At 47.8% G+C, this 25975-nt stretch carries 26 protein-coding genes; 9 read left to right on the top strand and 17 right to left on the bottom strand.

Features of this window, described 5'->3' with window-relative positions; genetic code table 11:
- The first annotated feature begins 87 nt into the window (after positions 1–87).
- Positions 88–1122, top strand: coding sequence for an acyltransferase family protein (locus ABNT34_RS01975; protein ID WP_348728335.1), 1035 nt, complete (start codon positions 88–90; stop codon positions 1120–1122).
- A gap of 28 nt (positions 1123–1150) precedes the next feature.
- Here the strand turns inward: ABNT34_RS01975 and ABNT34_RS01970 are convergent, their stop codons facing one another.
- From ABNT34_RS01970 to galU, 11 genes are all read right to left on the bottom strand, one after another.
- Complete coding sequence (locus ABNT34_RS01970) at positions 1151–1540, bottom strand: hypothetical protein (protein ID WP_348728333.1); 390 nt, start codon at positions 1538–1540, stop codon at positions 1151–1153.
- A complete protein-coding gene (locus tag ABNT34_RS01965; protein WP_348728331.1) occupies positions 1540–2088 on the bottom strand; it encodes a hypothetical protein in 549 nt (182 codons plus the stop codon). Before ABNT34_RS01965 ends, ABNT34_RS01970 begins: the two co-directional genes overlap by 1 nt.
- Before the next feature lie 191 nt (positions 2089–2279).
- Positions 2280–2966, bottom strand: a complete 687-nt coding sequence (locus ABNT34_RS01960) for a WecB/TagA/CpsF family glycosyltransferase (protein WP_348728329.1) — start codon at positions 2964–2966, stop codon at positions 2280–2282.
- Complete coding sequence (locus ABNT34_RS01955; protein ID WP_348728327.1) at positions 2966–3835, bottom strand: glycosyltransferase; 870 nt, start codon at positions 3833–3835, stop codon at positions 2966–2968. Before ABNT34_RS01955 ends, ABNT34_RS01960 begins: the two co-directional genes overlap by 1 nt.
- A complete protein-coding gene (locus ABNT34_RS01950) occupies positions 3828–4889 on the bottom strand; it encodes an O-antigen ligase family protein (RefSeq protein WP_348728422.1) in 1062 nt (353 codons plus the stop codon). The genes ABNT34_RS01955 and ABNT34_RS01950 overlap by 8 nt, the downstream gene beginning before the upstream one ends.
- Positions 4886–5857 carry a glycosyltransferase family 4 protein gene (locus tag ABNT34_RS01945; RefSeq protein WP_348728325.1) on the bottom strand — a complete coding sequence of 324 codons (972 nt, stop codon included), beginning with the start codon at positions 5855–5857 and terminating at the stop codon, positions 4886–4888. Before ABNT34_RS01945 ends, ABNT34_RS01950 begins: the two co-directional genes overlap by 4 nt.
- Positions 5858–5935: 78 nt before the next feature.
- Entirely contained in the window at positions 5936–7105 is a 1170-nt protein-coding gene (locus ABNT34_RS01940) for a hypothetical protein (RefSeq protein WP_348728323.1), read from the bottom strand.
- Entirely contained in the window at positions 7098–7616 is a 519-nt protein-coding gene (locus ABNT34_RS01935) for a serine O-acetyltransferase (RefSeq protein WP_348728321.1), read from the bottom strand. The genes ABNT34_RS01940 and ABNT34_RS01935 overlap by 8 nt, the downstream gene beginning before the upstream one ends.
- Entirely contained in the window at positions 7613–8635 is a 1023-nt protein-coding gene (locus ABNT34_RS01930; protein WP_348728319.1) for an NAD-dependent epimerase, read from the bottom strand. The genes ABNT34_RS01935 and ABNT34_RS01930 overlap by 4 nt, the downstream gene beginning before the upstream one ends.
- 105 nt (positions 8636–8740) lie before the next feature.
- Entirely contained in the window at positions 8741–10081 is a 1341-nt protein-coding gene (locus ABNT34_RS01925) for a UDP-glucose/GDP-mannose dehydrogenase family protein (RefSeq protein WP_348728317.1), read from the bottom strand.
- A 3-nt stretch (positions 10082–10084) separates the two neighbouring features.
- Entirely contained in the window at positions 10085–11023 is a 939-nt protein-coding gene (galU, locus tag ABNT34_RS01920) for a UTP--glucose-1-phosphate uridylyltransferase GalU (protein ID WP_348728315.1), read from the bottom strand.
- Between the two features lie 466 nt (positions 11024–11489).
- Between galU and ABNT34_RS01915 the strand changes: the two genes are divergently transcribed.
- The 4 genes from ABNT34_RS01915 to ABNT34_RS01900 all read left to right on the top strand — a co-directional run bounded on the left by ABNT34_RS01915 (position 11490) and on the right by ABNT34_RS01900 (position 16154).
- Positions 11490–12062, top strand: coding sequence for a transglutaminase-like cysteine peptidase (locus ABNT34_RS01915; protein ID WP_348728313.1), 573 nt, complete (start codon positions 11490–11492; stop codon positions 12060–12062).
- 81 nt (positions 12063–12143) lie between these two features.
- Complete coding sequence (locus ABNT34_RS01910) at positions 12144–14234, top strand: EAL domain-containing protein (RefSeq protein ID WP_348728311.1); 2091 nt, start codon at positions 12144–12146, stop codon at positions 14232–14234.
- Positions 14235–14271: 37 nt separating this feature from the next.
- Entirely contained in the window at positions 14272–14736 is a 465-nt protein-coding gene (locus ABNT34_RS01905; RefSeq protein ID WP_348728309.1) for a hypothetical protein, read from the top strand.
- A 299-nt stretch (positions 14737–15035) separates the two neighbouring features.
- Entirely contained in the window at positions 15036–16154 is a 1119-nt protein-coding gene (locus ABNT34_RS01900; protein WP_348728307.1) for an O-antigen ligase family protein, read from the top strand.
- A 25-nt stretch (positions 16155–16179) separates the two neighbouring features.
- Here ABNT34_RS01900 and ABNT34_RS01895 read toward each other — a convergent pair whose 3' ends face one another.
- The 4 genes from ABNT34_RS01895 to ABNT34_RS01880 all read right to left on the bottom strand — a co-directional run bounded on the left by ABNT34_RS01895 (position 16180) and on the right by ABNT34_RS01880 (position 18976).
- Positions 16180–16725 (bottom strand): tRNA-uridine aminocarboxypropyltransferase, encoded by a 546-nt coding sequence (locus tag ABNT34_RS01895; protein WP_348728305.1) that lies wholly within the window; start codon positions 16723–16725, stop codon positions 16180–16182.
- Positions 16726–16737: 12 nt separating this feature from the next.
- A complete protein-coding gene (locus ABNT34_RS01890) occupies positions 16738–17409 on the bottom strand; it encodes a DUF2987 domain-containing protein (RefSeq protein WP_348728303.1) in 672 nt (223 codons plus the stop codon).
- Positions 17409–18281 carry a glucosaminidase domain-containing protein gene (locus ABNT34_RS01885; RefSeq protein WP_348728301.1) on the bottom strand — a complete coding sequence of 291 codons (873 nt, stop codon included), beginning with the start codon at positions 18279–18281 and terminating at the stop codon, positions 17409–17411. The genes ABNT34_RS01890 and ABNT34_RS01885 overlap by 1 nt, the downstream gene beginning before the upstream one ends.
- Before the next feature lie 266 nt (positions 18282–18547).
- Entirely contained in the window at positions 18548–18976 is a 429-nt protein-coding gene (locus tag ABNT34_RS01880; RefSeq protein ID WP_348728300.1) for a lecithin retinol acyltransferase family protein, read from the bottom strand.
- 126 nt (positions 18977–19102) lie between these two features.
- Between ABNT34_RS01880 and ABNT34_RS01875 the strand changes: the two genes are divergently transcribed.
- Together ABNT34_RS01875 and yfbR are read left to right on the top strand one after the other, a co-directional pair.
- Complete coding sequence (locus tag ABNT34_RS01875; protein ID WP_348728298.1) at positions 19103–20320, top strand: pyridoxal phosphate-dependent aminotransferase; 1218 nt, start codon at positions 19103–19105, stop codon at positions 20318–20320.
- Between the two features lie 25 nt (positions 20321–20345).
- Positions 20346–20954, top strand: a complete 609-nt coding sequence (gene yfbR, locus ABNT34_RS01870) for a 5'-deoxynucleotidase (RefSeq protein WP_348728296.1) — start codon at positions 20346–20348, stop codon at positions 20952–20954.
- A 76-nt stretch (positions 20955–21030) separates the two neighbouring features.
- Here yfbR and ABNT34_RS01865 read toward each other — a convergent pair whose 3' ends face one another.
- Positions 21031–21996, bottom strand: a complete 966-nt coding sequence (locus ABNT34_RS01865) for a cation diffusion facilitator family transporter (RefSeq protein ID WP_348728294.1) — start codon at positions 21994–21996, stop codon at positions 21031–21033.
- 195 nt (positions 21997–22191) lie between these two features.
- Between ABNT34_RS01865 and ABNT34_RS01860 the strand changes: the two genes are divergently transcribed.
- Positions 22192–23325 carry a hypothetical protein gene (locus ABNT34_RS01860; protein WP_348728292.1) on the top strand — a complete coding sequence of 378 codons (1134 nt, stop codon included), beginning with the start codon at positions 22192–22194 and terminating at the stop codon, positions 23323–23325.
- A 23-nt stretch (positions 23326–23348) separates the two neighbouring features.
- The gene (locus tag ABNT34_RS01855) at positions 23349–24020 is read left to right on the top strand and encodes a transglycosylase SLT domain-containing protein (RefSeq protein ID WP_348728290.1); all 672 of its coding nucleotides are present in this window, start codon (positions 23349–23351) and stop codon (positions 24018–24020) included.
- On the opposite strand, the gene ABNT34_RS01850 is transcribed toward ABNT34_RS01855, so the two are convergent.
- Entirely contained in the window at positions 23971–25428 is a 1458-nt protein-coding gene (locus ABNT34_RS01850) for an alpha/beta fold hydrolase (protein WP_348728288.1), read from the bottom strand. The genes ABNT34_RS01855 and ABNT34_RS01850 overlap by 50 nt on opposite strands.
- Positions 25429–25975: the final 547 nt, after the last annotated feature.

Raw genomic sequence — 25975 nt, 5'->3', positions numbered from 1 at the left:
GCAACAGAAACTGCAGCGGCCACTCGTCGCCTGCCATGGCTTGTGTTAGGCTCAGTGCGAACTTATCCATTTGATCCTACATGCGTTATGCCGAATTTCGATGCTATCAGGCTCTTTGCAACTGTCGCAATAGTATTACTGCATACTGCAGCGAATGGTGTGAACCGGCTGGTGCCAGGCAGCCCCGACTGGTGGCTGGCCAATCTGATTGACAGCGCCTGCCGCGCCGGGGTGCCGCTGTTTTTAATGCTGAGCGGTGCATTATTACTGAACCGCACTCATCAGTCCGCGACGCAGTTTTATCACAATCGACTGCAGAAACTAGCATTGCCTTTACTGCTGTGGAGCTTGTTCTACCTGTTGTGGAGCGCGCTGAAAGCACAGGTCAAACATCAGCCTTACAGCCTCGACACCGCTGCAGACCAGCTGCTCGCCGGCGCGCCATATTTTCATCTGTGGTTTATCTATATGCTGGCCGGCGTTTACCTGCTGCTGCCGCCGCTGCGCCGGTTCTGGCAACAGCTGACGCCTACACAACAAACGCTGTTTTGTTGGCTGGCGCTGATACTGCAGCAAAGCCTGCATGGTTTGTATTTTCTGCTGGCATTGCCCGAACCGCCCTGGCCGCTGTGGGCGCTGGGCTATCTGCCCTACCTGCTGTTAGGTGCCTGGCTGACACGGCCGCAGCAAGAAAAACCAACCAGATCTCCGCTATTGTCAGGCACTATGTTGCTGGTGCTGATCGGCATCAGCGCCTTGCTGTATCACTGGCAACGGGATGCCGGCCTCAGTGAACCCTTTTATTACAGTTATCATCGGATGAGTTTGCCGGTTCTGCTTAGTGCACTGCTGTTATGGCAACTGCTACAGCCGTTACCGCCGGTGCGCAGTCGCCTACTGCAAGCCATCCGCCGCCATAGCCTCGGCATCTACTGTGCACACCCGCTGTTTTTGGATCTGACGGAATATGGCCGCCAACAGCTGGCACAAGCCGGATCAACAACATTACTGCCGTATGCAGTCCAGTTGCTGGTGCAAGTCAGTTTGGTACTGGGTGCAAGCTTAGGGATTTGTCTGAGTTATCAATACGCCCGGAGTTACTGGCAGCGACACAGCGACTGACTTTGCCAATTGGCAAGCAGCAACAACGCTAGATGGCAGGCTGACGGCGAAAACTGAGCCAAAGCATCCAGCTACTGCAACCAATCAACCAACCAAGCGCGGAGAAAGCAAAATCGGCCGCGGCAGGTGCGCGCAGTGGTGACAAACCCTGCGCCAGTTCATCCACCGCGAACAGCAGCAGACAACCACACCAAAAGACCGCCTGACGTCGCCACGGCCAGCGGTAGAGCCGCAGCAGAATACCTAAAGTCAGCGGCAACAAAGCACCAACTGTCACATGCAATACCGCATCGCCACCGAGCGTCCGCTCAATCTGCTTGGCCTGCAGTGCCGTTTGTGGCAGATAAAGCGCCACGATCAGCAGCAACATGGCCAACAACGCCAGCAACAGCGACAACCGCATGCCAAGTTTGATCATCAGGCCGGCTTCACCGGCCAACGGTTTTGCACAAACCGGCCAGCGTTATTAAAATTCAGCACCTTGGCTGGCACCCCGGCGACGGTAGCCTGCGACGCAATATCCCGGGTGACCACACTGCCGGCACCAATAGTAACGTCATTGCCAATCTGCACATTCTCGACCAAACAAACACTAGGGCCAATATAAACATTGTCGCCAATCACCGCCGCATTGCCTTCATTTGAGCCAATAGTGGTGAACTGGCTGAGATTGACGTTATTGCCAATTTTCGCCGTCTCGTTAATCACCACACACATATGATGACCAATATACAAACCGTAGCCGATCTCAGTACTGACCGGGATCTCAAGCAAATATTTGCCAGACAAATGCCGATGCATCAGCTTCGCGATGCTGCGGACCAACCCATTATGATGTCTGGCCAGACGCAACCAGAACGAGTACTTAAACGACTTATTGCGCACCAGGTGCTTCAGAAAAAGATAAACCGACACCTTGCCGGCATATCGATAAAGGTCACTCTGAATGTACGGCCAACACGACATAACAACTCCATTCCCATCAAACAACTTATGCCTGTGCAGGCTCCGGCACGACAGTTAGCGCCGGAATTTTTCTTTCAGCAATAACCAGGCAAACTGAATGTTGGTCTGCAGATAGCGTTTCCACATCCGGCCTAGCGGAGCTTCACAATAATACTTCAGCCTATAAGTGTCAGAACTAACTTACTTTTTAGCTATTCTTTATTGTCGAATGATACCCTACCTTGCAATAAGTCGAAAAAAAATGCGATTATAGAAATTGGATAAATACAAAAATATCTTTTTATCGTGTGCGGCTCTTTTATCATTCTATATAAAAACCGCAGGTTGTACTTATTGATTAAATGAGGATAATATTCACCATCAGCTTCGGCTGTCTGAGTAATAAAGCCGCCGCAGGTAAACGCTGTACCCAAGTATCCTGACATCTTTAAACGTAAGAGAAAATCTTCTTGCTTTGGAGTTCCCAAACCAACTATTACTAAGTCACATTTTTCTCTAACAATATTCTCAATCAATTCGAATTCAGAATTTCCACTCAAAAAACCTGAAACAGCCAAGTAAATTTCGCAGTTATAATTAGACTTGACTATTCCCCTAAATTTTTGCACATTTGTCTCCGTAGAGCCAACAACGGCAATTTTTAGACCTCTTGAAGATGCAAAAACCTCAGGTGCTATGGAGGTAAGATCAAAGCTATATCTTCGCACCCCAAGACCGAACAAACGAGATACCAAGCAGAAAATAAAACCATCAGATAAGAATGAAATATTACTATATTTGTCCAGATTATGTCTCAACATGTAATATGAATATGGATTCACAAAAGAAACTAGCTGACCACCGACCTCACTCATCCCTTTAAAGTTAGTGATTATCATCAAAAATACCTTTTCATAAAAAACCGACCAAAAACAGAAAACCCAACTGAATTCTTAGCTACATGTCGTTTCATATCTTTATAACGACTAATGGCCTTTTTATAATTTGAAAATTTATCAATTTTAATAGCGTACACAATCAAATATATAAAATTAAGCAGAAATCTCACCAAAGTATTATCAATAAACTTATAATGAAACAAGAGTCTGTTTGACAACAAAAACTGATTCCTTTCGTTGAAATTCTTGCCCGGAGCTTGGTCATGAATAGCAATGAAATTTTGTCCATATGCTATTTGGAAATGAAAACCAGCAGAGTAGAGCCTAAGTGCTAAATCTTCTTCTTCAAGATATATTCTATAAGCCCCTTCAAAACCACCAAAGTTCAGTAATAGTCTTCGTTTAAATATCGATGTTCCACCAAAAAAATACACAGCAAATACGCTGTCAGGAGCTGATAGTTCTTTTACTTTTTTAAATGTACTGATAGAACCATGTTTAACTGTCGGCAGGTTTATATATGGACAAGATACAGCTGCAACAAACTCGTTTTTTTGCAATTCATTTATGGAAAAATCGATGAATAGCTGCAAATTGTGTATAAATATGTCGTCATCAAGATACAAAACATAATCAGCATCTTGAAACGATTTAATAAGCAACTGATTTCTCGCCTCGATCAATCCTAAATTCATTTCTGACCGAAAAATCCTGATAAATGGGTTATCAGTGTCAATAACCAATGGCACCTCAGATCCATCGTCAAAAACCGTAAGTCGAAGCTTTACGTTAAGCATTGGTGATAAAAAATCAAGTTGTCTCGTTAGGTAGTCTTGCCGATCCTTGATGGTCATAAGAATTTCAATCATCTGACAGCACCTTTTCATAAGTCAAAAGAAGTGTCCAAAACATGCTATACAACCAGACACCTTCATCATAAAAACCATATGAGATATAAAAAACGATCAAGGCTCGCGGAATTGTTGAGCTATTAATGTAGCAAACAAACATAAAAACACAGTAGACTAACAGGCCAACAAGTCCGGATTCAGTAACTATTTTCACATAGTTACTATGCGAAGCAACGTAATTTATCCCATCTGTATAAAAATCTTCAATATATAAGGTTATACGCCATGAGTAGCCTAGCCCTTCACCAAAGATCCACTGAACGCCACTAAAATCATTGAATAAATTATTCCAATGATAAAAGCGCCAGTTTAGACTATTTAACGAGCTTCCGAAAATTTCCTGCATCAAGTCTAAGTTCACACTAAGGTAATAAAAACCAAAAGCAGCTGAAAACACTACGAACATGTGCGCAAATACTGTAATCCGTCTGGACAAATTTAAAATACGTATAATCATCACTGGCAAAAAACCCAATAACACGCTTCGCACTTGTGAGACCAAAACAATTGCTAATAATAAGAAATAGGCAATCCTATTTTTCACAAGCGGTATTAGAACCATCGCTAAGGTCACTAACGTGAATACCTGCGCATGAGCCTGTGGCTTTCCATCATAAAGGTTGATGTTGAAAATATAATTATAAACAAAAAAGGCAAACACAAAAAGCAAGCCGATTTTTAGATCTAACTTATAAACCCCTACTAGCAAAAATGCTGCCGAACATACAATCGTGACGAGCAGATTAAAAACAATTCTTAGAGAATATGAATCTATTTCCCGTAGAAAAAAAACAACTAGAAAAATAGAATACAACAAAAATAACTTGAATTTTAAAGCATTGCTAAATGACTCACGTTTCCAAAACACTAGCAATATGGTCGATGATATTGCCAATAAAATCAGCTTGAAAAAATTATAATATTCATAATCGATGTAAGCTGATGATAACACCATCATGTAAAACAGTGCCGCCGAATAAATACGACGTTGTGTTGTAATCATTTTTATCATATGCACATCATCCTTCTGTATGTGCCTTCATAACTTTCCACACCCAACCTGAAATCAAAACGGCGAAGTGCTTCACAATGCATACACCTGTTTTCTATCGAAACATTTATTAAATCAACATTAAAACAATCATCAAAATCAATATTAAAACCACTAACCCCGTGCGTATATAAATCTTGTGCGATACCGCCTATGTCAGAAGTTACCGGAAAGCAGTTCTCTGCCATCGCTTCCAATACGACGTTTGGCATGCCTTCCTTTTCGGATAAGAATATAAGTACTTTTGCTGTCCTATATATTTCTCTTACCTCTGATTGAGCTATCTTGCCAGTAAATGAAATATATTCGCTCAATGGTGCAGCATATGACATAACTTGCTGGTGATATTCTTCATCTTCTGGAGACTCAAAAATATGATTCGGACCAACAACTAGCATTTTATATCCCAATGGTAAAAAATTATTTTCAAAAAACTTAATTGCTTCTAATGGTTGTTTTCTTTTAACAAGCGCACCTACGAATACTACGATATCACTTTTCACAATTGGACATTCATTTACCATCACGAAATTGGGGCATTTAATTAATTTTTCTTGCTTGATGTATTTTCTATTTATTTCATAAATTGGTGATGAAAGTGCATTATTTATATGAATAGTTTTAGACAAAATAAATACACGTAGCCAACCAAGTGATCTTAACGAAATAGAATAAAAATCATCTTCGCCTAACAATGTACTTTTTAATAAAATTTTGCAAAAAACTAATTTTGCCAGAAGAACTTCTTTGAAAAACATGCCGTGAAAGTGAACAATATCTGATTTATAGAACAACCAGGCTATCTTGGTAAAGTCACGGTTCTTCCGGACATTAAATATCTTAAGTCCATGTCTGAATTCTTCTGAAGAATCTAAAGTATCAGATATATTTATGACCATAGATTGCACTGGCGTGCCAACTTGAAGCATAGCCAGTGTCAACGCCTGATACGCGGCTCCGCTATACCGATCTAAATTCCTTACGACATGTATGACTTTGATCAATTTCTAGAATTTCCTAAATGCAGATACAGTGAAATGTATTCCTATAAGGCTACGTACACATACTAAAGATACTATAAATCCGTAAGCTGAAAAATATTCACACATAGACCATACAAAAATGCACGCAGGAATTGCAATCATAAAAGAATCCCTCTTCAGTATGTGTTCGGTCCTAAGCAATATATGCATTGCATATCCATTAGTTACATACAATGCAGCACCTATATATCCTAGTGAAAGCATCTGGAAGTAATGGACAATAGCAGCCGCATTACTGGCAAACATAAATTCAATCAGATAAGACGCTACAAAAAAAGCCAGAAATATATATATTAATGATAATGACAAGGTGGCAATGTTCATTTTCAAAATAGTTATTTTCTGAAAAATTTTTGCCGATGGGATAATTAATTTAAGAATCATCCACTGAACTGACATCCCCGCATTGTAAAACCTTGTAGCTATTGATGCTGCGGTGTAGAGCTGGTAGTCCCAACTATTTTTAAAAACAATGAGCGGTAAAGTGACATATAGTTGAGGAACAAAATCAGCAAAAAACAGGTGATAATTTTCTACCAATGTGCGCCAACCAGCAAATAAATTGAGCCTGCAATTTACTATTAGTTTTTTATCTAAAAATAATGCCGATAGTAAAAAGCTAGCAATCATTGTGGTTGAATAATAAAGTAATATGAATATCTCAAATCCGAATATAGCAGGAACAAATGAAGCAAAAATAACAAGCGAAAATTTTATATAAAAATTAAACTTTTGAAAAGTATGATATAAATTAATGGCGGAAAAATACCATGAAATAGAAAAAAAGCACGATATTATGCCGAACCATATTGCAAGACAAACAGCCCAACCAGCCATGTCGATCTGAAAAATAATTATTGGTATACTTGCGGTTATACATATTAAAAATAAAACAATTTTTGCACTTACTATGGCGGAAAAACCATCTTCAAGTTCCTGTCTATCCCATCGACCACAAATATAAGTAAAAGAGTAATCAATTACTTGCTGGCTAACAATAATGAAAGTTGTAATCAATAGGTAATCAGCAAGTTCCCTCTCGTTTAAAGTATGCGATAGCACTGGAAGTACGAGAATCGGTATCAACATCCCCAAAACTTCCAACATCCCCACAGACAATATACGTTTAAGCATTTCTTATCTTACGCCCTGGAACTCCAACGTATGTTGAATTCGGTTCACAGTTCTCCGTAACAACTGAATTAGCCCCAATTATAGTATTTTCTCCTATTTCTATTTTACCTAAAATAACAGAACCACAACAAAGTGTAGATCCACAATGAATTGTAGGATATTCAGGAATATCAACACTTCGCCGCCCCAAAGTTACATTTTGATAAATCGTAACATTGTCGAAGATAATGCATCCTTTACCAATTACAACTCCGACAGGATGTGGGAAATACATGCCTTTGCCTATTTTAGCTGATGCATGTATGTCACATGAAGTAAGAAAAAAACTAAACCAATCCAGAAATATATTTACTTTATTAATATATTTCTTTTTGCTTAACAAATGCCTTAGCCTATACAAAAGCACAGTTTGAAAAGACCGTTTAAAAAAAACGTATTTTAGAAACATCCAAAATCCTGGTTTTCTGCATAGGTCTCTCTCAATATCAAACAATAAATCGTTCAACATCATTTTGCTCTCAGCATTTCAATCGTCTTATACCAGTCGATAAATTTTTGCATACCGTCCTGTAATAATGTTTGAGGAGCGAAGCATGCTGCATAATTCAACCTCTCCACATCCGCATAAGTCTGATACACATCCCCCGCTTGCATTGGCAGATAGTTCTTCTGGGCTTTGACGCCGGCGGCCTGTTCTATCGCGGCGATAAAGTCTTCCAATGCCACCGGCTGGTTGTTGCCGATGTTGTAGATAGCGTAATACGGGTTGTCGGCGAGCTGCGTCGGGTAATGTTCGCTGCCAGGTACTTTGTCCTGTATACGCAGCACCCCTTCAACGATATCGTCGATATAAGTGAAATCGCGTTGCAGTTGGCCGTGGTTGTAGACGTCGATGGTTCTGCCTTCGAGAATGGCTTTGGTGAATTTCCATGGCGCCATATCGGGCCGGCCCCAGGGACCGTATACAGTGAAAAAGCGCAAACCGGTGGTGGGCAGTTGATATAAATGGCTGTAGGTGTGCGCCATCAGTTCATTGGCTTTTTTCGTCGCGGCATACAGCGAGATCGGTGTGTCGACCGGATCGGTCTCGCTAAATGGCACTTTCTGCTGATTGCCATACACCGAGCTGGAGCTGGCATACACCAGATGCTGCACTTTGTGATGGCGGCAGCCTTCGAGCACAGTCATCATGCCGACTAAGTTGGAATCGACATAAGCCATTGGATTATCGATGGAATAACGTACACCGGCCTGAGCGGCCAGATGGATCACGCGTTCAAACTGCTCGGCGGCAAATAAGCCAGCCATCGCTTCGCGGTCGGCAATATCAAGGCGGATAAAGCGAAAGCACGCCTTCTGGCCGGTCTGCGCCAGACGCGCACTAATGTGCTCCAGCCGGGCTTGTTTTAACGCCGGATCGTAATAGTCATTCAGATTGTCGATGCCAACCACCATGTGGCCCTGCAGCGCCAGCTCTTCTGCGACTTTACTGCCGATAAAGCCAGCGGCGCCTGTTACCAAAAACTTCATTGTCAGTTCCTTGTAGCCAAATCCATGTAAACATAAAGCCTGCGCAGGCAGGCTTTATGGTATCCGTCTTGTTGCATCAACTGTGCAGCGCACCGGCACTTCGCGTCAATAAGTTTTGATACTGTCGCCGCGGCCAATGGCGTAATAGCTGAACCCGTAGCGGCGAACCACTTCCGGATCATAGAGGTTACGACCGTCAAAAATCACCGCGTGGCGTAAGCTCTGTTTCAGGCTGTCAAAGTCCGGTGCGCGGAAGTTTTTCCATTCGGTGCAGATGATCAGCGCATCGGCGTCTTTTAACGCCGCTTCTTTAGTGCCACACAATACCAAATCGGCGCGCTGACCATAAATGCGCTGGGTTTCTTCCATCGCTTCCGGGTCAAATGCCTGCACTTTGGCACCGGCCAGCCATAAGGCTTCCATCACCACCCGTGCCGGCGCTTCACGCATATCGTCAGTGTTAGGCTTAAAGCTCAGCCCCCACAGCGCAAATGTTTTGCCCTGTAAATCAGCACCAAAATGCTGTTGCACCCGGTTGACCAGCACCGACTTTTGCCGCTCATTGATAGTTTCGACCGCCTTTAGAATGGCAGAGTCAAAGCCGATGCTGTCGGCGGTTTGGATCAGCGCCTGCACGTCTTTGGGGAAACAACTGCCGCCATAGCCGCAGCCAGGATAGATAAAGTGATAGCCAATGCGCGGATCTGAGCCAATGCCAAGCCGGACTTGTTCAATGTCTGCGCCTAAGCGCTCAGCGAGGTTAGCCATTTCATTCATAAAACTGATTTTTGTCGCCAGCATACAGTTGGCGGCATATTTGGTCAGCTCGCTGGAGCGCACGTCCATCACAATCATCCGGTCGTGATTGCGGTTAAACGGTGCATACAGCTCTTTCATTACACTGATGGCGTGAGCCGACTGACTGCCGATCACGATGCGGTCCGGCTTCATACAGTCGTTAACTGCCGCGCCTTCTTTTAAGAATTCCGGGTTCGACACCACATCAAAACCGAGCGTCAAAGAGCGCGCCGCCAGCACCTGACTGACCAAAGCACTGACTTTATCTGCGGTACCGACCGGCACTGTTGATTTGTTCACAATGACTTTGTGACTGTGCATATGGCTGGCAATACTGCGCGCCACCGCGAGCACATATTTTAAATCGGCGGAACCGTCTTCATCCGGCGGCGTGCCAACGGCGATAAACTGAATTTCAGCATGCGCCACGCCTTCTTCTGCGTTGGCGGTAAAACACAACTGGCCATTTGCCACATTGGTTTTTACCAGACTTTCGAGGCCGGGTTCGTAAATAGGGATCACGCCACTACGCAAGTTATTAATTTTCTGTTCGTCGATGTCGACGCACATCACATGGTGTCCCATGTCCGCCAGACAAGTCCCGGTGACCAGTCCAACATAACCCGTTCCGAAGATTGTTACTTTCACAGCTTAATCCTTCAGCAATTGCAGCAGTTTTTCTTTAAATTCAGCCCCGAATGCAGCGCGCAGCGCGTATTCGGCATTGGCCAGTGCATAACCGATCTTGCTGCCACAGTCATGGGACTTACCCTTCAGGTGATAAGCTTCGATGGTTTCGAGCAACCGTAACTGATGCAAACCGTCTGTCAGCTGAATCTCATCACCGGCACCCGGCGGTGTGTATTCCAGCAAGTCCCAAATGGTTGGCGACAATACATAACGACCTGTAATCGCAAAATTGCTTGGCGCTTCATCAATATCCGGTTTTTCCACCATATCGCTGACTGCCACACTCTGGCCTTCGATGAGGCTCTGGCCGGCTAAATCAACCACACCATATTGATTTACCAGCGCTGCCGGCACAGGTTCAACCATGATTTGGCTATGACCGGTTTGTTCGTAACGTTTAATCATTTCGGCCAGATTGTCTTTTTTCAGATTGGCCCGGTACTGATCGATGATGACGTCTGGTAACAACACGGCAAATGGATGGTTCCGCACCACCGGACGCGCGCACAAAATCGCATGGCCAAGGCCCAATGCATGCGGCTGACGCACAGAAATGATGGTGACATTTTTTGGTGTGATGTTGCGCACTTCATCGAGTAACTGGCGCTTAACACGCCTTTCCAGCGTGGCTTCAAGCTCAAACGAGGTATCAAAATGGTTTTCAATACTGTTTTTTGACGAGTGCGTCACCAGCACTATCTCAGTGATGCCAGCCGCAACCGCTTCCTGGACCACATATTGGATCAGTGGTTTATCGACGATTGGCAGCATTTCCTTGGGCATCGCTTTGGTCGCAGGCAACATTCGGGTGCCAAGACCCGCAACCGGGATCACCGCACGTGTTACTGCGCGATCAGAGACAACAGGCACTGCGGCCTTTCTTACGAGTTTAGGTTCCATGTGCGACTCATCTGTCCGGTTAAACTCAAGCCAATGGCGGGCAAACAATCCAGCCTCTGGCTGATTTATAGCAAAAACTGTGACAAACACTGCGGTTGACTGGCTGTAATACAGCGGTGTCTGCATAGCTGAATGTCGCCGTTTTATACCGTTTTTGCCAGAACCACGCAATCGAATCAGCTGTGGTTACCGGTTAAATCTGAACTGCGTCAACCATTTGTCGGTTTTATCCGCACGACAGGCTGAAATTTTACGCAGTAAAAGTAGTTGCGATGCCGAATAACTGTCGGTGGTTTGAGCGCGGCAACCCGCTGTGATACCCTTGATTTAATTCGCGAATGTGTCTTCTTATCGCTGCACATTTGCCTTCAGTACAGGCAAGAAGGAATTCATCATCAGCCGCAGCGCTTTTTGGCTCCCCCTGCTCTATTTGACTCTGACGCCAAAACCTGCGCCGGAGCAAGCGTTGCCAGCCACCTATTTGCAAGAAGCGATAAGCCAGTACGACGAGGCTGGACGTAAAAGACTGCAGGATTTTCAGCTGATGATTGAAAGCGGCCGCTCTGAATCCGACTGGCAACGCCTGCATCTTGCAAACGATTATGCTAACCGCCATATCAGCTACCGCACCGACCTCGAGCATTGGGGTAAAAACGATTATTGGGCAACTCCGCTGGAAAGTCTTGGTACCGGTGGCGGTGATTGCGAAGACTATGCCATCAGTAAGTACTTCAGTCTGCGTGCCATGGGTGTCGCGGATGAAAAACTCAGGCTGATGTACGTGCGGGCGCTGTCTCGTAATGAACCACATATGGTGCTGATTTACTTCGAAACGCCGGATGCGTATCCGCTGGTGCTGGACAATATGGACAGCCAGATCCGTTCAGCGCGGGACAGGTCCGATCTGAAGCCAATTTACAGTTTTAACGCCAGCGGCCTGTGGCTCGCCAAGGCCAATGGCCTGGGCAAAAAGGTCAATAATGGCCGGGGTAACAGCCAATGGACTGCCGTATTAGACAAAATTGAACAAGGCCAATAAGAAAAGGGTTTAAACCCCGCCATCTTATTGATATAACAAGATTAACGACGGCTGGTGCCGCCTTGACAGAGCAAAATAATAATGACTGAACACAGCAAATCCAGCCAGGTAACACCAGCAGAGCCCAAAGGCGTCGCGCTGAGTACACAGCTCAGTATCCTGCTCATTATTCTTGCCATGTTGACCTTTGCCGCCACGGTGTTGGTCAGTACCAGTAATATGCGCAATTATCTCGATTCTCAACTGGCACAAACTGCACAGGACACAGCGAATAGTCTCGGGCTTGCCATTTCACCTTATGTCGGTAGTGACGATATGACAGTCGCAGATACTATGGTATCGGCAATATTTGATTCAGGTGCGTACCTACAGATACGCTTTGCCGACCAGCAGAAAAAACCACTGCTGGAACGTCAGAATGAATTACTGGTGGAAGGTGTGCCGGTTTGGTTTCTTGCCCTGTTCCCACTCGAGCCGCCAGTGATGCAAAGTGAAGTGAATGATGGCTGGCGTATCGCTGGCACTCTTAGTGTTCAGGCACACCCGGGGTATGCCTTTAAAAGTCTGTGGCAGCATACCAAAGCAGTATTCTGGACCAGTTTAATGATTTGCATGCTGGCGCTTGGCGCCGTTCATTTGCTGCTGTGGTATGTGTTAAAACCATTGAAGGACATCGAGAGGCTGGCGCAGCATTTGGCGGAAAAACGCTTTGAACTGCTGAACTATATGCCACTGACCAAAGAGCTGCGCGCAGTCGTGCGGGCTTTAAATCATATGGTCAGTAATGTGAAACGTAATTTCAGCGAAATGACCGACCGGGCTGAGCAACTGAATCAACAAGTCTATCTGGATCCTTTAACCGGCCTGCCGAACCGGCGGGCTTTATTGCAGTCATTCAGCAGTTTGCCGCATACACCGGCACTGGATGCCAACCAGCCTTATTTGACTCTGATTGCCCTGACCTCTCTAAAACAGGTTAATGATCAGCAGGGTTATGCCGCAGGCGACCAGTATGTAGAAAAAGCCGCAGGCTTGTTACAACAGCAGGCCCGCACTCAGGAACTGGCACAGGTATTTCGCATTTCCGGCTCTGAGTTCGCTATCCTGACACAATTTGGTGAGGGCAGCGCCAGCACTTTTTTACTGCAATTACAGCAAACATTTGAAATCGCCAACAGCGAACAATATCCGCAAGGCTTTGCGGCGGTCGTGATGGCACAGCTGCAGGGTGCTGAAGAGCTGAGCTCAGTGCTGGCCCGACTGGATGGATTGCAGGCCAGACAACTGAATCATCCGGCTCCGGCGACTCAAAATCCGGCCGAAACCTTGATCAATCCACTAAGCCGCAGCCACTGGCAGGAAATTCTGCACGAATTCACCCGTTCTGTGGTATCAGACACAACGGCCGGTTTCAGCGATACCTCGTTGCAGATATCAAAAGAAATGGCGACGATGTTTAACCTTGAAGTACAACCGGTGTTTCAGGGCGAGCAGGTTTTATATGCCGAGACCTTTGTGCGTTTTAATTCCCGAGGCGAACAGCTGGCATCGGCTGATGTGTTTGCCATGGCGGAGCGTCTCGGCGTGTCATTGCTGCTGGATAAAGCGCTGGTTACTTATATTCTGAGCCAGCTGCGCGGCCAGAGCGGTCACAGTTTCGCAATTAATCTGAGTAAAAGTGCGCTGCACGACAGCCAGTTCACACGCTGGCTGGTCAATACGCTGGAAGCCAACCGTGCGTGGCTGCCCAAATTGGTCTTTGAAGTCAACGAACAGGCTACGCTCGGTGCTATCGCGTCGGCGAATCAGTTTTTTGGCGCGTTAAAACAAGCGGGCGCAGCCATTACCATTGAGCGTTTTGGCGCCAGCTTCAGCTCCTTCCGGTACCTGCAGGGCCTGAATATCGACTTTATAAAAATTGATGGCAGTTATATTCACGCACTTGAGTCGACCGATACCCGTTTTTTTGTTGAAACGATGACGCAGATTTGCCACGGCATAGGCATCAAAGTGATAGCCGCGCAAGTGGAGCACCACAGCCAGGCGGACATTTGCCAGCAGTTACATGTTGATGCACTACAGGGGCGCGCATTGCACGCACCGGTGAGTTTTCTGCAAATAGCCGAGAAAAGTGACTGCAAATTCAGCAATAATCAGTTATCATCAAAGTAATTGCATTTTTTGTTCAGTTTTTATGCGAGGACCGCATATGAAAATCGTAAAAATCGCGTTGATCTCAATGGCTGTATTCGCAGCTACACATACCACCGCACAACAAGCGGCCGCAGATATCGCAACTCTGTATGCGCAGGCGCAGACCGAAGGTCTTTCGATGGGTGGTTTTGTTGCCAAAATGACTGAATTAAAAACCTGTAATCCAAAACTCGCTGAGCAAGTGATCGATTATGCGCTGGAACAAGCCGGCAACGATCCAGTACTGGTTGAAGAAGTACTGAAATCAGTGAATAACCAGTGCATCGACCAGGATACGCTGACCACATTAGCAATCGCAGCTAATATTGACCCGACATTGATCACAAATGCGTTGCAAACAGCAGCAGCTGCAGGCTCTGCAACCGCAGCTCCGGCTCCTGCCATCGCAGCAACACCTGGCGGTGTTGGCGCAGGTGGCGGCACCGGTACCGGTGATACCAGCCTGGCCAGCGGCAGTTAAGTCGCATTTTTCCACAAAAAGCCCCTTTGATTGGGGCTTTTTTGTTCCAGGCTTTTCAGCACATTTCAGGACCTCATCGCATGCAGCCGGGCACTCTGAACCGTTTGATCTTTATTCTGCTTTGTTGCATTTTGATTTGGGCCCCTATTCCGCTGGGTTCAAACCGGCCTTGGTCATGGGCCTTACTAGAATTGTTGATAGGCACTGCTTTCCTGTTGCATTTGTTGCAGTGTTTGCGCTCTCCACAGTTTGAACTATTACCGCGTCGTTATTGGCTGGCGGTTACTCCGCTGATGCTGATGGTCCTTTGGCTCATGCTGCAGAGTTTTAGTCCATGGCCACTATTTGCTTCTGTTGACCCCTATCAAACCCAGATCATGTTGTTGAAAACAGTATTTTTTGTATTGTGGTTTGTATTGTTACTCAGATACACACAGGGCAATAAACGTCTACGGCTGCTGGCTTTAGCTATTGTGATTGCTGGTGCTTTACAAGCCTTTTATGGCGTAGTGCTGCAGCTTTCTGGTCAGGAGTTGTCGCCAGTGATCGGTATGGATGAAAATAACAAGGCCCGTGGCACTTTTGTCTATCAAAATCACTTTGCAAACTATCTGGCATTAGCATTGTCTGTGGCGATTGGATTGTTATTGTCACAATTGTCCAGCCAGCGCCGCCACAGAGACTGGCGTCAGCTCAGCCGTGAAATTCTGAGCAGTATCTTAAGTGCCAAATTTATGTTGCGCCTGGCGATGGTGGTAATGGTTGTCGGTTTGGTGATGAGCCGATCCCGTATGGGTAATGCCGCCTTCTTTACTGCTTTAATAGTGATGGCATTGGCGGCATTGTGGTTTTACAAACGGCCACCGGCATTATTGAAACCCCTGGTGATCAGCATTTTACTTCTGGATATGGTGCTCATTGGCTCGATGTTTGGCTTGGATAAACTTCAGCAACGCTATCAGGATACTTCGTTTGCCAGTGAAGCTCGGGATAACGTTGTCCTTGATTCTATCCCGTTACTGCAACAGCATTTTTGGACCGGTAGTGGCGGTGGTAGTTTTTACACTATATTTCCGGCGGTACAACCGGGGGCATATAGCGGTTTCTATGACCATGCCCATAATGATTACCTACAGTTTGCGATTGAACTGGGTGTGCCGCTGACCGTCATGTTACTGCTATGGCTGTTGTACCTGGGCTGGACAGCATTTCAGGTAATGCACCTGCATGACGATAAGTTACTGCGTGGTTTGTGTTTCGGCTGCCTGATGGCGCTGTGTCATATGGCGTTGCATTGTACTGTTGATTTTAATTTGCAGGCCCCAGCTAATGCCTTGTTATTATTGAGCATTCTGGCCATCATCGTGCTTGCGGGCCATAGCACGACTTCAGGCCGAATGACCAAGCATCAGGGCTGAGCCAACCATACAGTCACATCAGGCACTATCGCTGATTAAATGCCATAAAACGCGCTTCGAGTTGATCTGCTTGCTCAATCGCGCCCAGATGCCCCCACAACATCATGACTATTTCAGCCGTACACCAGCCCTGCTGCTTCTGATTACGCCTGAGCGTATAGGTGGACGGACGGGTCGATACAATCTGCCATTTTGGCAATGCATGCAGATATGGACTTTGATTATACATTTTTTGCGCCTGCTGCCAGGTCGCATCCAGCAGGATAAAACCAGCGGGGAATGCTGGGACATCGTTTGTAGGGCAATATGACATGTCGACATTTACGGTTCGGGCATCTGTCGCTGGGAATAGCAGCACGTAAGGACGCAGTGGATTGTCGGCCGCCGCTTTGATGCTGGCAATCAAAGCAGGATCGGGGCATTTTCGTTGCCACAGCGGCGTGCGCACTTGCCAGGTAACACTGTCAGTTTGCGCAGCAAGGTTTTCTAAAGCAGTTTGCAGCACTAACCGGCCAGTATTTGTCGGCCGGTCAAATTCCGTCGCGTGGGTCAGCAGAACCAGTTCCGGCACTGCAGGAGCTGCTTAGCGCTGCAGCAACGGCACCAGATAATCTGGTGTCTGGTTAAAACTGACGCTGGCCGCAGTGTTGGCATCAAGTCCGGTCAAATCGATATGGCATTGTTTGCCTTCACATTTTACCCGCTCCAACAGGGCTTGCGACACATCCTCAACCAGCGCGTCACTGCTGAATAACACAGTCACACCTGTCATATCCGGCAGGAAATATTTACCTAAACCCGCCAGGTCTTTTAATAAACCGTCAAACTGCTGATGAGTTTTGTGCAGCTGCGCCAGCGATAACGTTTTATCCAGCGGTAAGCGGCTACGCAGCCGGAAATTTAAATCGCAGGGCACAGCATCCGGTTGTTGTTTCAGTTGGATCAGCGCTTTGCGGCTATTAAGTAGTTCATCATACGGCAGGAGCAATTCACCATTGGCCGCCAGGGTCAGAGGTGCTGAGCTGATATCTGTGGTGATCGCCGCCGAATCGATTTGACAGCGCTCGGTCGCGCCGGCTTTTTGCAACAAAAACGTCAGCGTGATCTCGCTATATTCAGCTTTTTCGCTTTTTTTCATCCGGGCGTAAAAGCCGTCGTAGTTAAATACAGTGTCGGCTAAGGCTGGCGTCAGCAAGGTCACAACAACCAGCGCAGCGATGCTGCTACCGATCAGGCGGTTTAAAAAACTCTGCATCAGCTTTGTCCAATCATTTTGCGGGTTGCGATGATCATCGCAGTGATCTCTTCGACATATTGCTGACCGCGCTCGGAATAACGCGCTAAACCTGCCGCCAGTTTTTCTGCCACTACATGGCCATGTTCACGGCGGGTTTTCGCCCGGATGGCACGCAGCTCTTCGTAGACATAAAAGGTGTTGAGGTTATAGAAATACGCGTTGACACTGTCACCGGCATGGTCAAATACCGCGACTTCGTGATACTTGCCCTGACCGCGTTTGGACGGCACTACACCACAACCGGATTTAAAGCACCATTGGCCAAAGAAGTTGTAGCCTTCGATGGCAAACCTGCTGCTGCCCCACCCTGATTCTTTTGCCGCCTGAGTTAACACCAGGCTGGCCGGGATCACGTCGACGCGGGCGAGTAACTCACGCACGCCATCGAGGTCAGCATCCATCATGTCGATTTTAAATTCATCGAACAGACTGTAAATAAAGGCATATTCCTCGACAGTCAGCTGTTGCTGCTTTTGCAGTTTGCCTTCAAGTTCTTCAATTTGGCTGCGCAGTTTGACGATGCGGGCATTTTCCCGCTCGATAAAGGGCGTCAGGTAATCAAAAAAGGCTTTTTTCCGGCTGTCGGTATCTTTGATAGCAGAGAAATCAGGCACTGCTTTTAATGCGGGCATCGTATCGGGATAAGTCAGACGGGACAGCAACTTCAGTTGATCTTCGGATTCCAGCGCAGACAGTTTACTTGGCATTTGCCAGTCAGCCAGCTGCTGCGCGTCTGCGCGTGGATCAGCCTGCATAAAGGGATAAACCGCAGCACAGCCTACCAGGACGGTAGCCAGGCCGAGGCCGCTCAGTTTAAGCAAGTTGTTCATCGGTAGTTCCTCGTTATCGGGGCCTGTTGTGCAGTCGGGTTTTGGCCAAAAAATCAGCACTTCACCGCAATTCAACGCTACAAAACCCCAGGGTCTGATCGGGCAAAAACACCGGTTCAGGCGTCTGCGTAACATCACGCAGCTGCATAACTCTGACGCAAAGGGGGCGTATTCTAGCTGCTTCCGACGCTTTTTTCGACTAAAAATTCCGTAAAGTACGGTTCAAAAAACTTCAGTAAATTTTATCTTATTGTTTTTAATCTGTTTTATCGAAAACGGTGCGACTCTGTTTGGATAGTTTTAAACAGGATTTTCTGCCCCAACTGCTGCTCCAACACCTGTCGTAAGTCAAAAAAACTGGTGACTGGCCAGTGCCGGCCGCTCAGACAATTACAGCAAAACCGATGGCAGTTATTACTGATCAGGTCGTAGGTCTGATAGGTGAAAATCTGACTGGCGGCGCGTTCAGCCGCTGCCATATTTCCGATAGGTTTACCGCGGCTGTCACAAGCGAGCATCAGCTCTTCGCCGCTGCGGTTATCCATAAAGCGGGCGACGGAGACACTACGCACCAGCCCGGTGCCTTGCAGTTCAACAATCTGACCTTCGCCTATATAGATGCCGGTATGCTCAAACAGGTGGAATATTTCACAGACCACCAGCGCACCCAGTGGAACTTCTGACAATTTAACCATCCAGACTCCCGAATGCTGGTTTTTTCTGGCAGTATGGGGGTGAACAGTGCTGAACACTGTTTCAAGGTGTAAGCAAAAGCTACAGATTATTTAGACTCATGCTGCGGAGGCTGTAAAGTAAGGGTTATGAAACCAATTGAGCGATCGACCAAGTTAGATGGAGTTTGTTATGACATTCGCGGCCCGGTAGCCCGCGAAGCGAAACGGATGGAAGAAGAAGGCCATCGCATTTTAAAGCTCAATATCGGTAATCCCGCCCCTTTCGGTTTTGAGGCGCCGGATGAGATCCTCAAACATGTGATCCATAACCTGCCCACAGCGCAAGGTTACAGCGATTCCCAGGGTATTTATCCGGCCCGGGTTGCAGTGGCACAGTATTATCAGTCGCGCGGCATTCGCGGTGCCGACGCCGACGACGTTTATATCGGTAATGGCGTTTCCGAACTCATTTTGATGGCGCTACAAGGCTTATTAAATAATGGTGACGAAGTGCTGATCCCATCGCCGGATTATCCGCTGTGGACCGCTGCCGTGAACCTCGCCGGTGGCAAAGCTGTGCATTATCGCTGTGATGAAACCGCCGACTGGTACCCGGATATCGCGGATATCCGCGCCAAAATCACCAGTAATACCAAAGCCATAGTGCTGATTAACCCGAATAACCCAACCGGAGCCGTGTATAACGACACTTTGTTGCTGGATATTCTGAGTATCGCCCGTGAACATGGTCTGGTCGTGCTCAGCGATGAAATCTACGACAAAATTCTGTATGACGGCGCCACGCACACGCCGACCGCAGCCCTTGCGGATGATTTAGTGATCCTGACTTTTGGCGGTTTGTCGAAAAACTACCGCATCGCTGGGTTTCGTGTCGGCTGGTTATTTATCTCCGGCGCCAAACAGCGCGCCCGGCCTTATATTGAAGGCCTGAACATTCTGGCCTCAATGCGGTTATGCGCTAACGTGCCGGTGCAACATGCCGTGCAGACCGCACTGGGTGGCTACCAGAGCATCAACGAGCTAGTGGTCCCCGGCGGTCGTTTATACGACCAGATGGATGTCGCGCACCGTCTGGTCAATGAAATCGACGGCCTGAGCTGTGTCAGACCTAAAGGCGCGATGTATTTATTCCCGAAAATTGACCGGAAAAAATTTCCGATTAAAGACGATGAGCTGATGGTGCTGGATTTCCTGCGCCAGCATAAAGTGCTGCTGGTACACGGCCGCGCCTTTAACTGGCCGGAGCCGGACCACTTCCGCATTGTACTGCTGCCACATAAAGAAGTGCTGGAACAGGCGATCGGCAAGCTGGCGCAATTCCTGCCCGGTTATCAGCAGCTGTGAAGTCGATGTGCTACCGGAGGCTGATATGAGCGCTCACAGTCACTTTTTCGCCCATCTGTTTCGGATGAAGCTGATTAACCGCTGGCCGCTGATGCGCAACATCAACACGGAAAACGTCGCTGAACACAGCCATCAGGTTGCCTTGGTGGCACATATGCTGGCGGTGATAGACCGCCAGTATTTCGCCGGCACATTAGACCCTGAACGCGTTGCAACCCTCGCGCTATTCCATGACGCCAGTGAAGTATTGACCGGTGACTTACCGACGCCGGTCAAATACTTTAATCCGCAAATTGCCGATGAGTACAAAAAGATAGAAGCCATCGCTGAGCAAAAACTGTTGTCGATGCTGCCGCCTGAGCTGCAGAGCGTTTATCGCGAATATTTGCTCGGTGAGTGTTACAGCGCCGAGGAAAAACTGCTGGTTAAAGCGGCGGACAATCTTTGTGCTTATTTAAAAACGCTGGAAGAAATTACTGCTGGCAATCGCGAGTTCACTATTGCCAAACGCCGGCTGGAAAAAATGCTGGCGGCCGCACAATCACCGGCCGTACAGTATTTTCTCGATACCTTTGTGCCCAGTTTTGCCTTGTCACTGGATGAGATTAGTCTGGAGCAGGAAGGCTTGCTGTAAGACTGCCTGACATTGGATTAGAAAAACAGGGCACCTCGGTGCCCTGCTTTATTTCGGCCTTAATCTGGCAATGGCGTTAATGCCGGTGCGGATCCGATGCGCCGTGCTGGTGATTACAGCTTTGATGGTCGTGGTCGTGCACAGCATGCGACATGACTGTCCCTTTTTCATCACGACATAACTCAGCCGGTCCTTCAAATTCAACCGTGGTATGCGCCAGCTGATGCGGGGCTAACACGACCCGGACTTCTTCTTTGTAATGACTGAGCTGATGGCTATCTGCATCATGTTTCAGGCGTAAATGCACGGTCAGCACATGTTGCTCGCCGTCCAGCGACCACAGATGCAGGTGATGGGCGCTTTCAACAAAGGGCAATGCGGTCAGCGCCTGTTCAAGCTGCGCCGTTAATTGCGCATCCGGTGTCACCTGTAAAAACAGCGCGATGGTGCGTTTGAGGCTACGCCAGACGTTTAGCAGAATAAATAAGGTAAAACCAATAGACAGCAAAGGGTCAAGAAATGCCCAGCCGGTGAAGTAAATCAGCACGCTGCCAATCAGCACCACGGCCCAGCCCAACACATCTTCCAGCAAATGCCAGCTCAGCACCTGCTCATTCTGGGTTTTGCCGCGTTTAAGCTTCAGTACTGCAGCGCCATTGACCACCACACCGAGCACCGCCAAAGCGATCATGCCGGGCGCATGCGGCAGCACAGGTTCCCATAACCGCGGGATAGCAGTTACCAGCACCAACACAGAACCAACCACCAAGACCACGCCGGTTACCAGTGCGCTTAATAACGACCAGCGTCGGTAACCATAACTGTACCTGCTGTTTGCCTCTTTACCGGCGATTTTACTGGCGACCCAGGCAAAACCAATTGCCAGACTATCACCAAGATCGTGCACAGCATCCGCCAGAATAGCCACGCTGTTGGTCAAAAGACCGCCGACAATTTCAATTAGCGTGAAACTAAAATTCAACCAGAACGCGGTCGCGATATTCTGGCTCTCATGATGGTGATGATGATGGTCGTGCGGCATTCGGGACTCCGTAACGATCAGCTAATGCTTTAACACAAGCGCAGCCTGAGAGCTGTCACTTTAAAAGCTGCCATGGCAGAATACAAGCAATTTTGCCTGTCATTTCAGCAGTTAAACGTCGATAAACCGCTTCTGCCTTGAGCACGGGCTTCGGCTGCGCTAGTCTGCTCGCAAGTTATTTAGCCGAGCCTCTTTATGTCTGGTTTTCATCGCCGCCCTGAATTTGCTGTTTCTTTATTGTTTACTGCACTGCCATTAACTGCCCTGGTGCCCGCCGAGGCGGCAGCCACTTTTACTGTGCAGCAACCGCAATTTGTCGCGGGGCAATGGCCGGATCGCAGTAAAGATCTGTGTCAGGTGGCCACTGAAACGCTGAAATATATCGACAAAGGCCAGAGTTATGACCCAGTCGCCATTCACGGCGGTAAAATTCCGGGGGCGACAGTACCGGTTGCGCAGATCAGAAACACGCTGCTGTATATCTGCCAAATTGCCAAGGAAGACCAGGCTGCCGGGCGCAAATCCCGCCTGACTGATCCGGCTTTTATCCAACAACATTTCCAATTCGTGCGTTGGCTGCCGGACCAGGCCGGCGCGGCCAAACTTGCGAAGAACAAACCTTTACTACAAAAACTACCGGCCGACAAAATTCTGCAAACCAAATATTTTGTCAAAATCGCTGATGGCAGCCTGGTGAAAACCGCGAAACAAAATCAAGCTTTGTATGGGCTGCCATATGATGAGGCCAGCTTGGATCTGGAAACAGCGGATGCGCTTGGCAAAAAAATCACCCGGTTTCAACTGGGCAAACAAGACATAGTACGCGGCGCACTGGAAAAACAACCGCAGCGCGCACCGGCGCTGTTCTGGTTAAGCCGCGAAGATCTGGAAGGTGCCTTATTACAAGGCACTGCAGTAGTACCATCAGGCAAAAGTTATCGTTATTACAACGTGCACCGCACCAATGGCATCCCATATGACCGCACTAAAGCACCGGAGCAACAACAACGTTACTGGTATTTTAAAGAAGTGCAGAGTGTGCTGGGTTATGGCAAAGATGCCGACTACAAAATTCCGATTAAACCAGAAGTGACAGTGGCCGGTGATATCCCGCAGCTGGGGTTAGGCAAGCTGATTCTGTTAGCCACACCAGAATCCGGCGTCATGCACTACAGATTGACGATTCTGGCCGATACGGGCGGCGCTTTTGCCAATAATCTGTTTCAACTGGACTGGTTAAGCGGTTATTATCGGGGCTGGCCAGATTATTTCGCCGCCAATAAACACCGCGGCGATTACAGCCAGGCTTATCTGTTACTGAAAAAATAATTGAACCGGAGACCCGACTGCCAATGCAGCCGCGCTATCTTTTTTTGCTGATTTTATTATTGACGTTATTCGCGCCTGCCAGTTTCGCGTCTTTGGATTATGCTGCCTGGGCGGCGAAAAATCAGGACGGCAGCTGGACCCGCGCCGCCGAGTCTGCCGTTGGCAGTTCGCCGCTGATCCGCTTAAATCCGACGGATATCACGCAGTTTTGCCCCAATTACCCGAAGTTGGCTAAGCCGGAACGGCGAAAATTTTGGGTCGGTTTGTTGTCAGCGATGAGCAAGCCGGAAAGTAACTTTAAACCGGATGCAACCTATCGGGAGCGTTTCCGTGACGGTAAAGGCCGGCCTGTGGTATCGCGTGGTTTGCTGCAAATCTCTATCGAAAGTGCTAATCAGAAAAGGTATGACTGTGATATTCGTCATCCGGCATTGTTGCACGACCCGGTGATTAATCTGGCTTGTGGGGTGCGAATTTTAGCAAAATGGGTGAGTACTGACGGCGTGATTGCCAGTCGCAGCCCACTACAACATCAGGGCGGCGGCCGCTATTGGTCGACACTGCGGGCACAAAACGGCAAAGTCAATGCCATTGCCGAATTTACCCGCAGCCTGCCGTTTTGTGGTCCACGTCAGCAACCACGCTTTAATGGTATTCGTCTGCGTCCAGCCGCTGGCGCAACTGCTGCACGATAAAATCAATAGCTTCCGGGCTTTGATAGGAATCATGTTGTGATGGCACTATGATCTGGGCTTCTGCACGGGGTTCATGCGCGCTGAAAAACGGCACTACCGAGTCTGATAGCTGCACACACGCTTTCTCATCATAACAATATGGTTTATCGTCACTTCCCACTATCGAATACACGGGTCTCTGGTACGGCAATGTCGCTATTTTGCGTAACAGCGGATGCTGTGGTGACAACACCTGCACACTGTTGGGCCCGCCATCTGCCAGGTACGGTTGCATTTGCGGCGTAACAGTTTCTATCGGGATCCGCTGAAACAATTTCCGGTTGAGCCGGGCAAACATCTCAGGGATAGTGATGAGTTTACTCGCCAGCCGGCTGTACCAGGCTTCGGCTATTTCAGCGCCGTGATGCGGAGTATCTAAAAAGAACGCTGAATCAACATCTTGCCGGGCATTAAACAAAAACACATCCCTATAACGTTGCAAATCCTGGTCCTTCCCCGGCCATGCTTCAGGCCGGAATAAGAAAGTTTCGTCCCACAGCGCCATACCGCTGTTAATGATAAAAGTCTTGGCGATAATACCGCCCATACTATGCCCTATCAGCACCATCGGTATTTGTGTGGATAAACCCATGCTTTGCTGCAGCTGATTGCGCATCTGATCAACGTCATGGCGCAGGCGCATCGCGTTAAAAAATGGTGGCGCTCCACTTGGGTAAAACGCATGCCAGACCTGATAGTGTGCTGCAAGTATTGGGTCCCGATAAATCGCATGGCTGAGTTTCAGCCAAATCATCGGGCTTGAATTCAAACCATGGATCATCAGGATAGGCCGGCGATCCGGCCGGATCGACCCAGGGCTAAAGATGCCATAGTCATAGCCGGGTTTATTACCATCCAGCAGCGCAGAAAATGCCGACTGGTCGATACGGGCATCTCTTAATAACAACAGCGTGGCGCTGGCCGGATCATAACTCAGTGCGACTTGTCTGCCTGCGACCTCAATATGCTGCGGCGCGGTCAGATAATGGCCTTTGAGCTTGATTACCAGCTGTTGTCTTTCGATTTGAATGCTTTGCAGGGTCACAGTCACGCTGCGAAATATACCTTCACGCGGATAATACTGATCAAATGCGTTTTTGCTATGTGGACGCTCGGCAACTAAAGCCACCCCGATAGCAGCTGGGTTTTGTGGTGCTGGCTGATAAGCCGCATCAGCAAATTGCAATTGTTGTACCGGTGTATATCGCTTAAATCGCATGCCATGTTCGTCAGTCGGAAGGTCTAGCTGAAGCTGATAGCCTTTGCCTTTTTTGCGCCATTGGCCGTCAACCAGATGATGCAGCACCAATTGCTGCAGTGCGGTTTGCTGTGTCCGTACCAATAATTCGAACTGTACAGAATCAGCCAAAGGCTTCTGCAAGGCGTTGTAGGTACAAATAAGTGAAGTGAGCGGCTCTGACGCATTGAGCCCTGCAGGTAAACATTGCTGCGTATTGTGCTGAGCGATGGCTCTGATAAGTGCCGGTGTAGCAACGATGTCAGCCTCAGAGACAGGCAGTATCACAACTGGGCTTTGCTGACAGCCAAACAAGCTACAAGAGAGCGTAAGAGTGATGCAGATCCGATACAAGAAAAAGCGCATGAATTCAGCAAGCTGTGAGAACAAAACGCATTTATGCCACAAGCAGGCGAGTTCAGCCAGCGTTCTGTGATGTCAATCTCAGAGCTTTTAGATAGATCATCTGTGTTCTTAACCAGTAGTGGTTTGGGGTTCATGATGAAGTTAGGTCTGCTTCGTTGGAGTCAGCACCTTCGCGGAGCTCTAGCTGTTCAGCTGCTTTGTGACAGCAAGCGCGGCCAAACCGTTGGCTCTGGAGCTCCTAAGGCGTCAATATCGCGGCTTCGTGGGTGTCTGCACCCTCGCAGAGCTTCGGGTGTGCTCAGCCGCTGTGTGA

The organism is Rheinheimera texasensis (assembly GCF_964031785.1).
In the GTDB taxonomy this organism is placed as follows: Bacteria; Pseudomonadota; Gammaproteobacteria; order Enterobacterales; family Alteromonadaceae; genus Pararheinheimera; species Pararheinheimera texasensis_A.
This window is presented reverse-complemented; position numbering and strand designations above follow the sequence as displayed.

Bases quoted from the DNA above. Each gene is read 5' to 3' on its own strand.
- ABNT34_RS01975 (WP_348728335.1), top strand. From the start codon at position 88: ATGCCGAATTTCGATGCTATCAGGCTCTTTGCAACTGTCGCAATAGTA.
- ABNT34_RS01970 (WP_348728333.1), bottom strand. From the start codon at position 1,540: ATGATCAAACTTGGCATGCGGTTGTCGCTGTTGCTGGCGTTGTTGGCC.
- ABNT34_RS01965 (WP_348728331.1), bottom strand. From the start codon at position 2,088: ATGTCGTGTTGGCCGTACATTCAGAGTGACCTTTATCGATATGCCGGC.
- ABNT34_RS01960 (WP_348728329.1), bottom strand. From the start codon at position 2,966: ATGATAATCACTAACTTTAAAGGGATGAGTGAGGTCGGTGGTCAGCTA.
- ABNT34_RS01955 (WP_348728327.1), bottom strand. From the start codon at position 3,835: ATGATTGAAATTCTTATGACCATCAAGGATCGGCAAGACTACCTAACG.
- ABNT34_RS01950 (WP_348728422.1), bottom strand. From the start codon at position 4,889: ATGATAAAAATGATTACAACACAACGTCGTATTTATTCGGCGGCACTG.
- ABNT34_RS01945 (WP_348728325.1), bottom strand. From the start codon at position 5,857: ATGCTTCAAGTTGGCACGCCAGTGCAATCTATGGTCATAAATATATCT.
- ABNT34_RS01940 (WP_348728323.1), bottom strand. From the start codon at position 7,105: ATGCTTAAACGTATATTGTCTGTGGGGATGTTGGAAGTTTTGGGGATG.
- ABNT34_RS01935 (WP_348728321.1), bottom strand. From the start codon at position 7,616: ATGATGTTGAACGATTTATTGTTTGATATTGAGAGAGACCTATGCAGA.
- ABNT34_RS01930 (WP_348728319.1), bottom strand. From the start codon at position 8,635: ATGAAGTTTTTGGTAACAGGCGCCGCTGGCTTTATCGGCAGTAAAGTC.
- galU (WP_348728315.1), bottom strand. From the start codon at position 11,023: ATGGAACCTAAACTCGTAAGAAAGGCCGCAGTGCCTGTTGTCTCTGAT.
- ABNT34_RS01910 (WP_348728311.1), top strand. From the start codon at position 12,144: ATGACTGAACACAGCAAATCCAGCCAGGTAACACCAGCAGAGCCCAAA.
- ABNT34_RS01905 (WP_348728309.1), top strand. From the start codon at position 14,272: ATGAAAATCGTAAAAATCGCGTTGATCTCAATGGCTGTATTCGCAGCT.
- ABNT34_RS01900 (WP_348728307.1), top strand. From the start codon at position 15,036: ATGGTCCTTTGGCTCATGCTGCAGAGTTTTAGTCCATGGCCACTATTT.
- ABNT34_RS01890 (WP_348728303.1), bottom strand. From the start codon at position 17,409: ATGCAGAGTTTTTTAAACCGCCTGATCGGTAGCAGCATCGCTGCGCTG.
- ABNT34_RS01885 (WP_348728301.1), bottom strand. From the start codon at position 18,281: ATGAACAACTTGCTTAAACTGAGCGGCCTCGGCCTGGCTACCGTCCTG.
- ABNT34_RS01880 (WP_348728300.1), bottom strand. From the start codon at position 18,976: ATGGTTAAATTGTCAGAAGTTCCACTGGGTGCGCTGGTGGTCTGTGAA.
- ABNT34_RS01875 (WP_348728298.1), top strand. From the start codon at position 19,103: ATGAAACCAATTGAGCGATCGACCAAGTTAGATGGAGTTTGTTATGAC.
- yfbR (WP_348728296.1), top strand. From the start codon at position 20,346: ATGAGCGCTCACAGTCACTTTTTCGCCCATCTGTTTCGGATGAAGCTG.
- ABNT34_RS01865 (WP_348728294.1), bottom strand. From the start codon at position 21,996: ATGCCGCACGACCATCATCATCACCATCATGAGAGCCAGAATATCGCG.
- ABNT34_RS01860 (WP_348728292.1), top strand. From the start codon at position 22,192: ATGTCTGGTTTTCATCGCCGCCCTGAATTTGCTGTTTCTTTATTGTTT.
- ABNT34_RS01855 (WP_348728290.1), top strand. From the start codon at position 23,349: ATGCAGCCGCGCTATCTTTTTTTGCTGATTTTATTATTGACGTTATTC.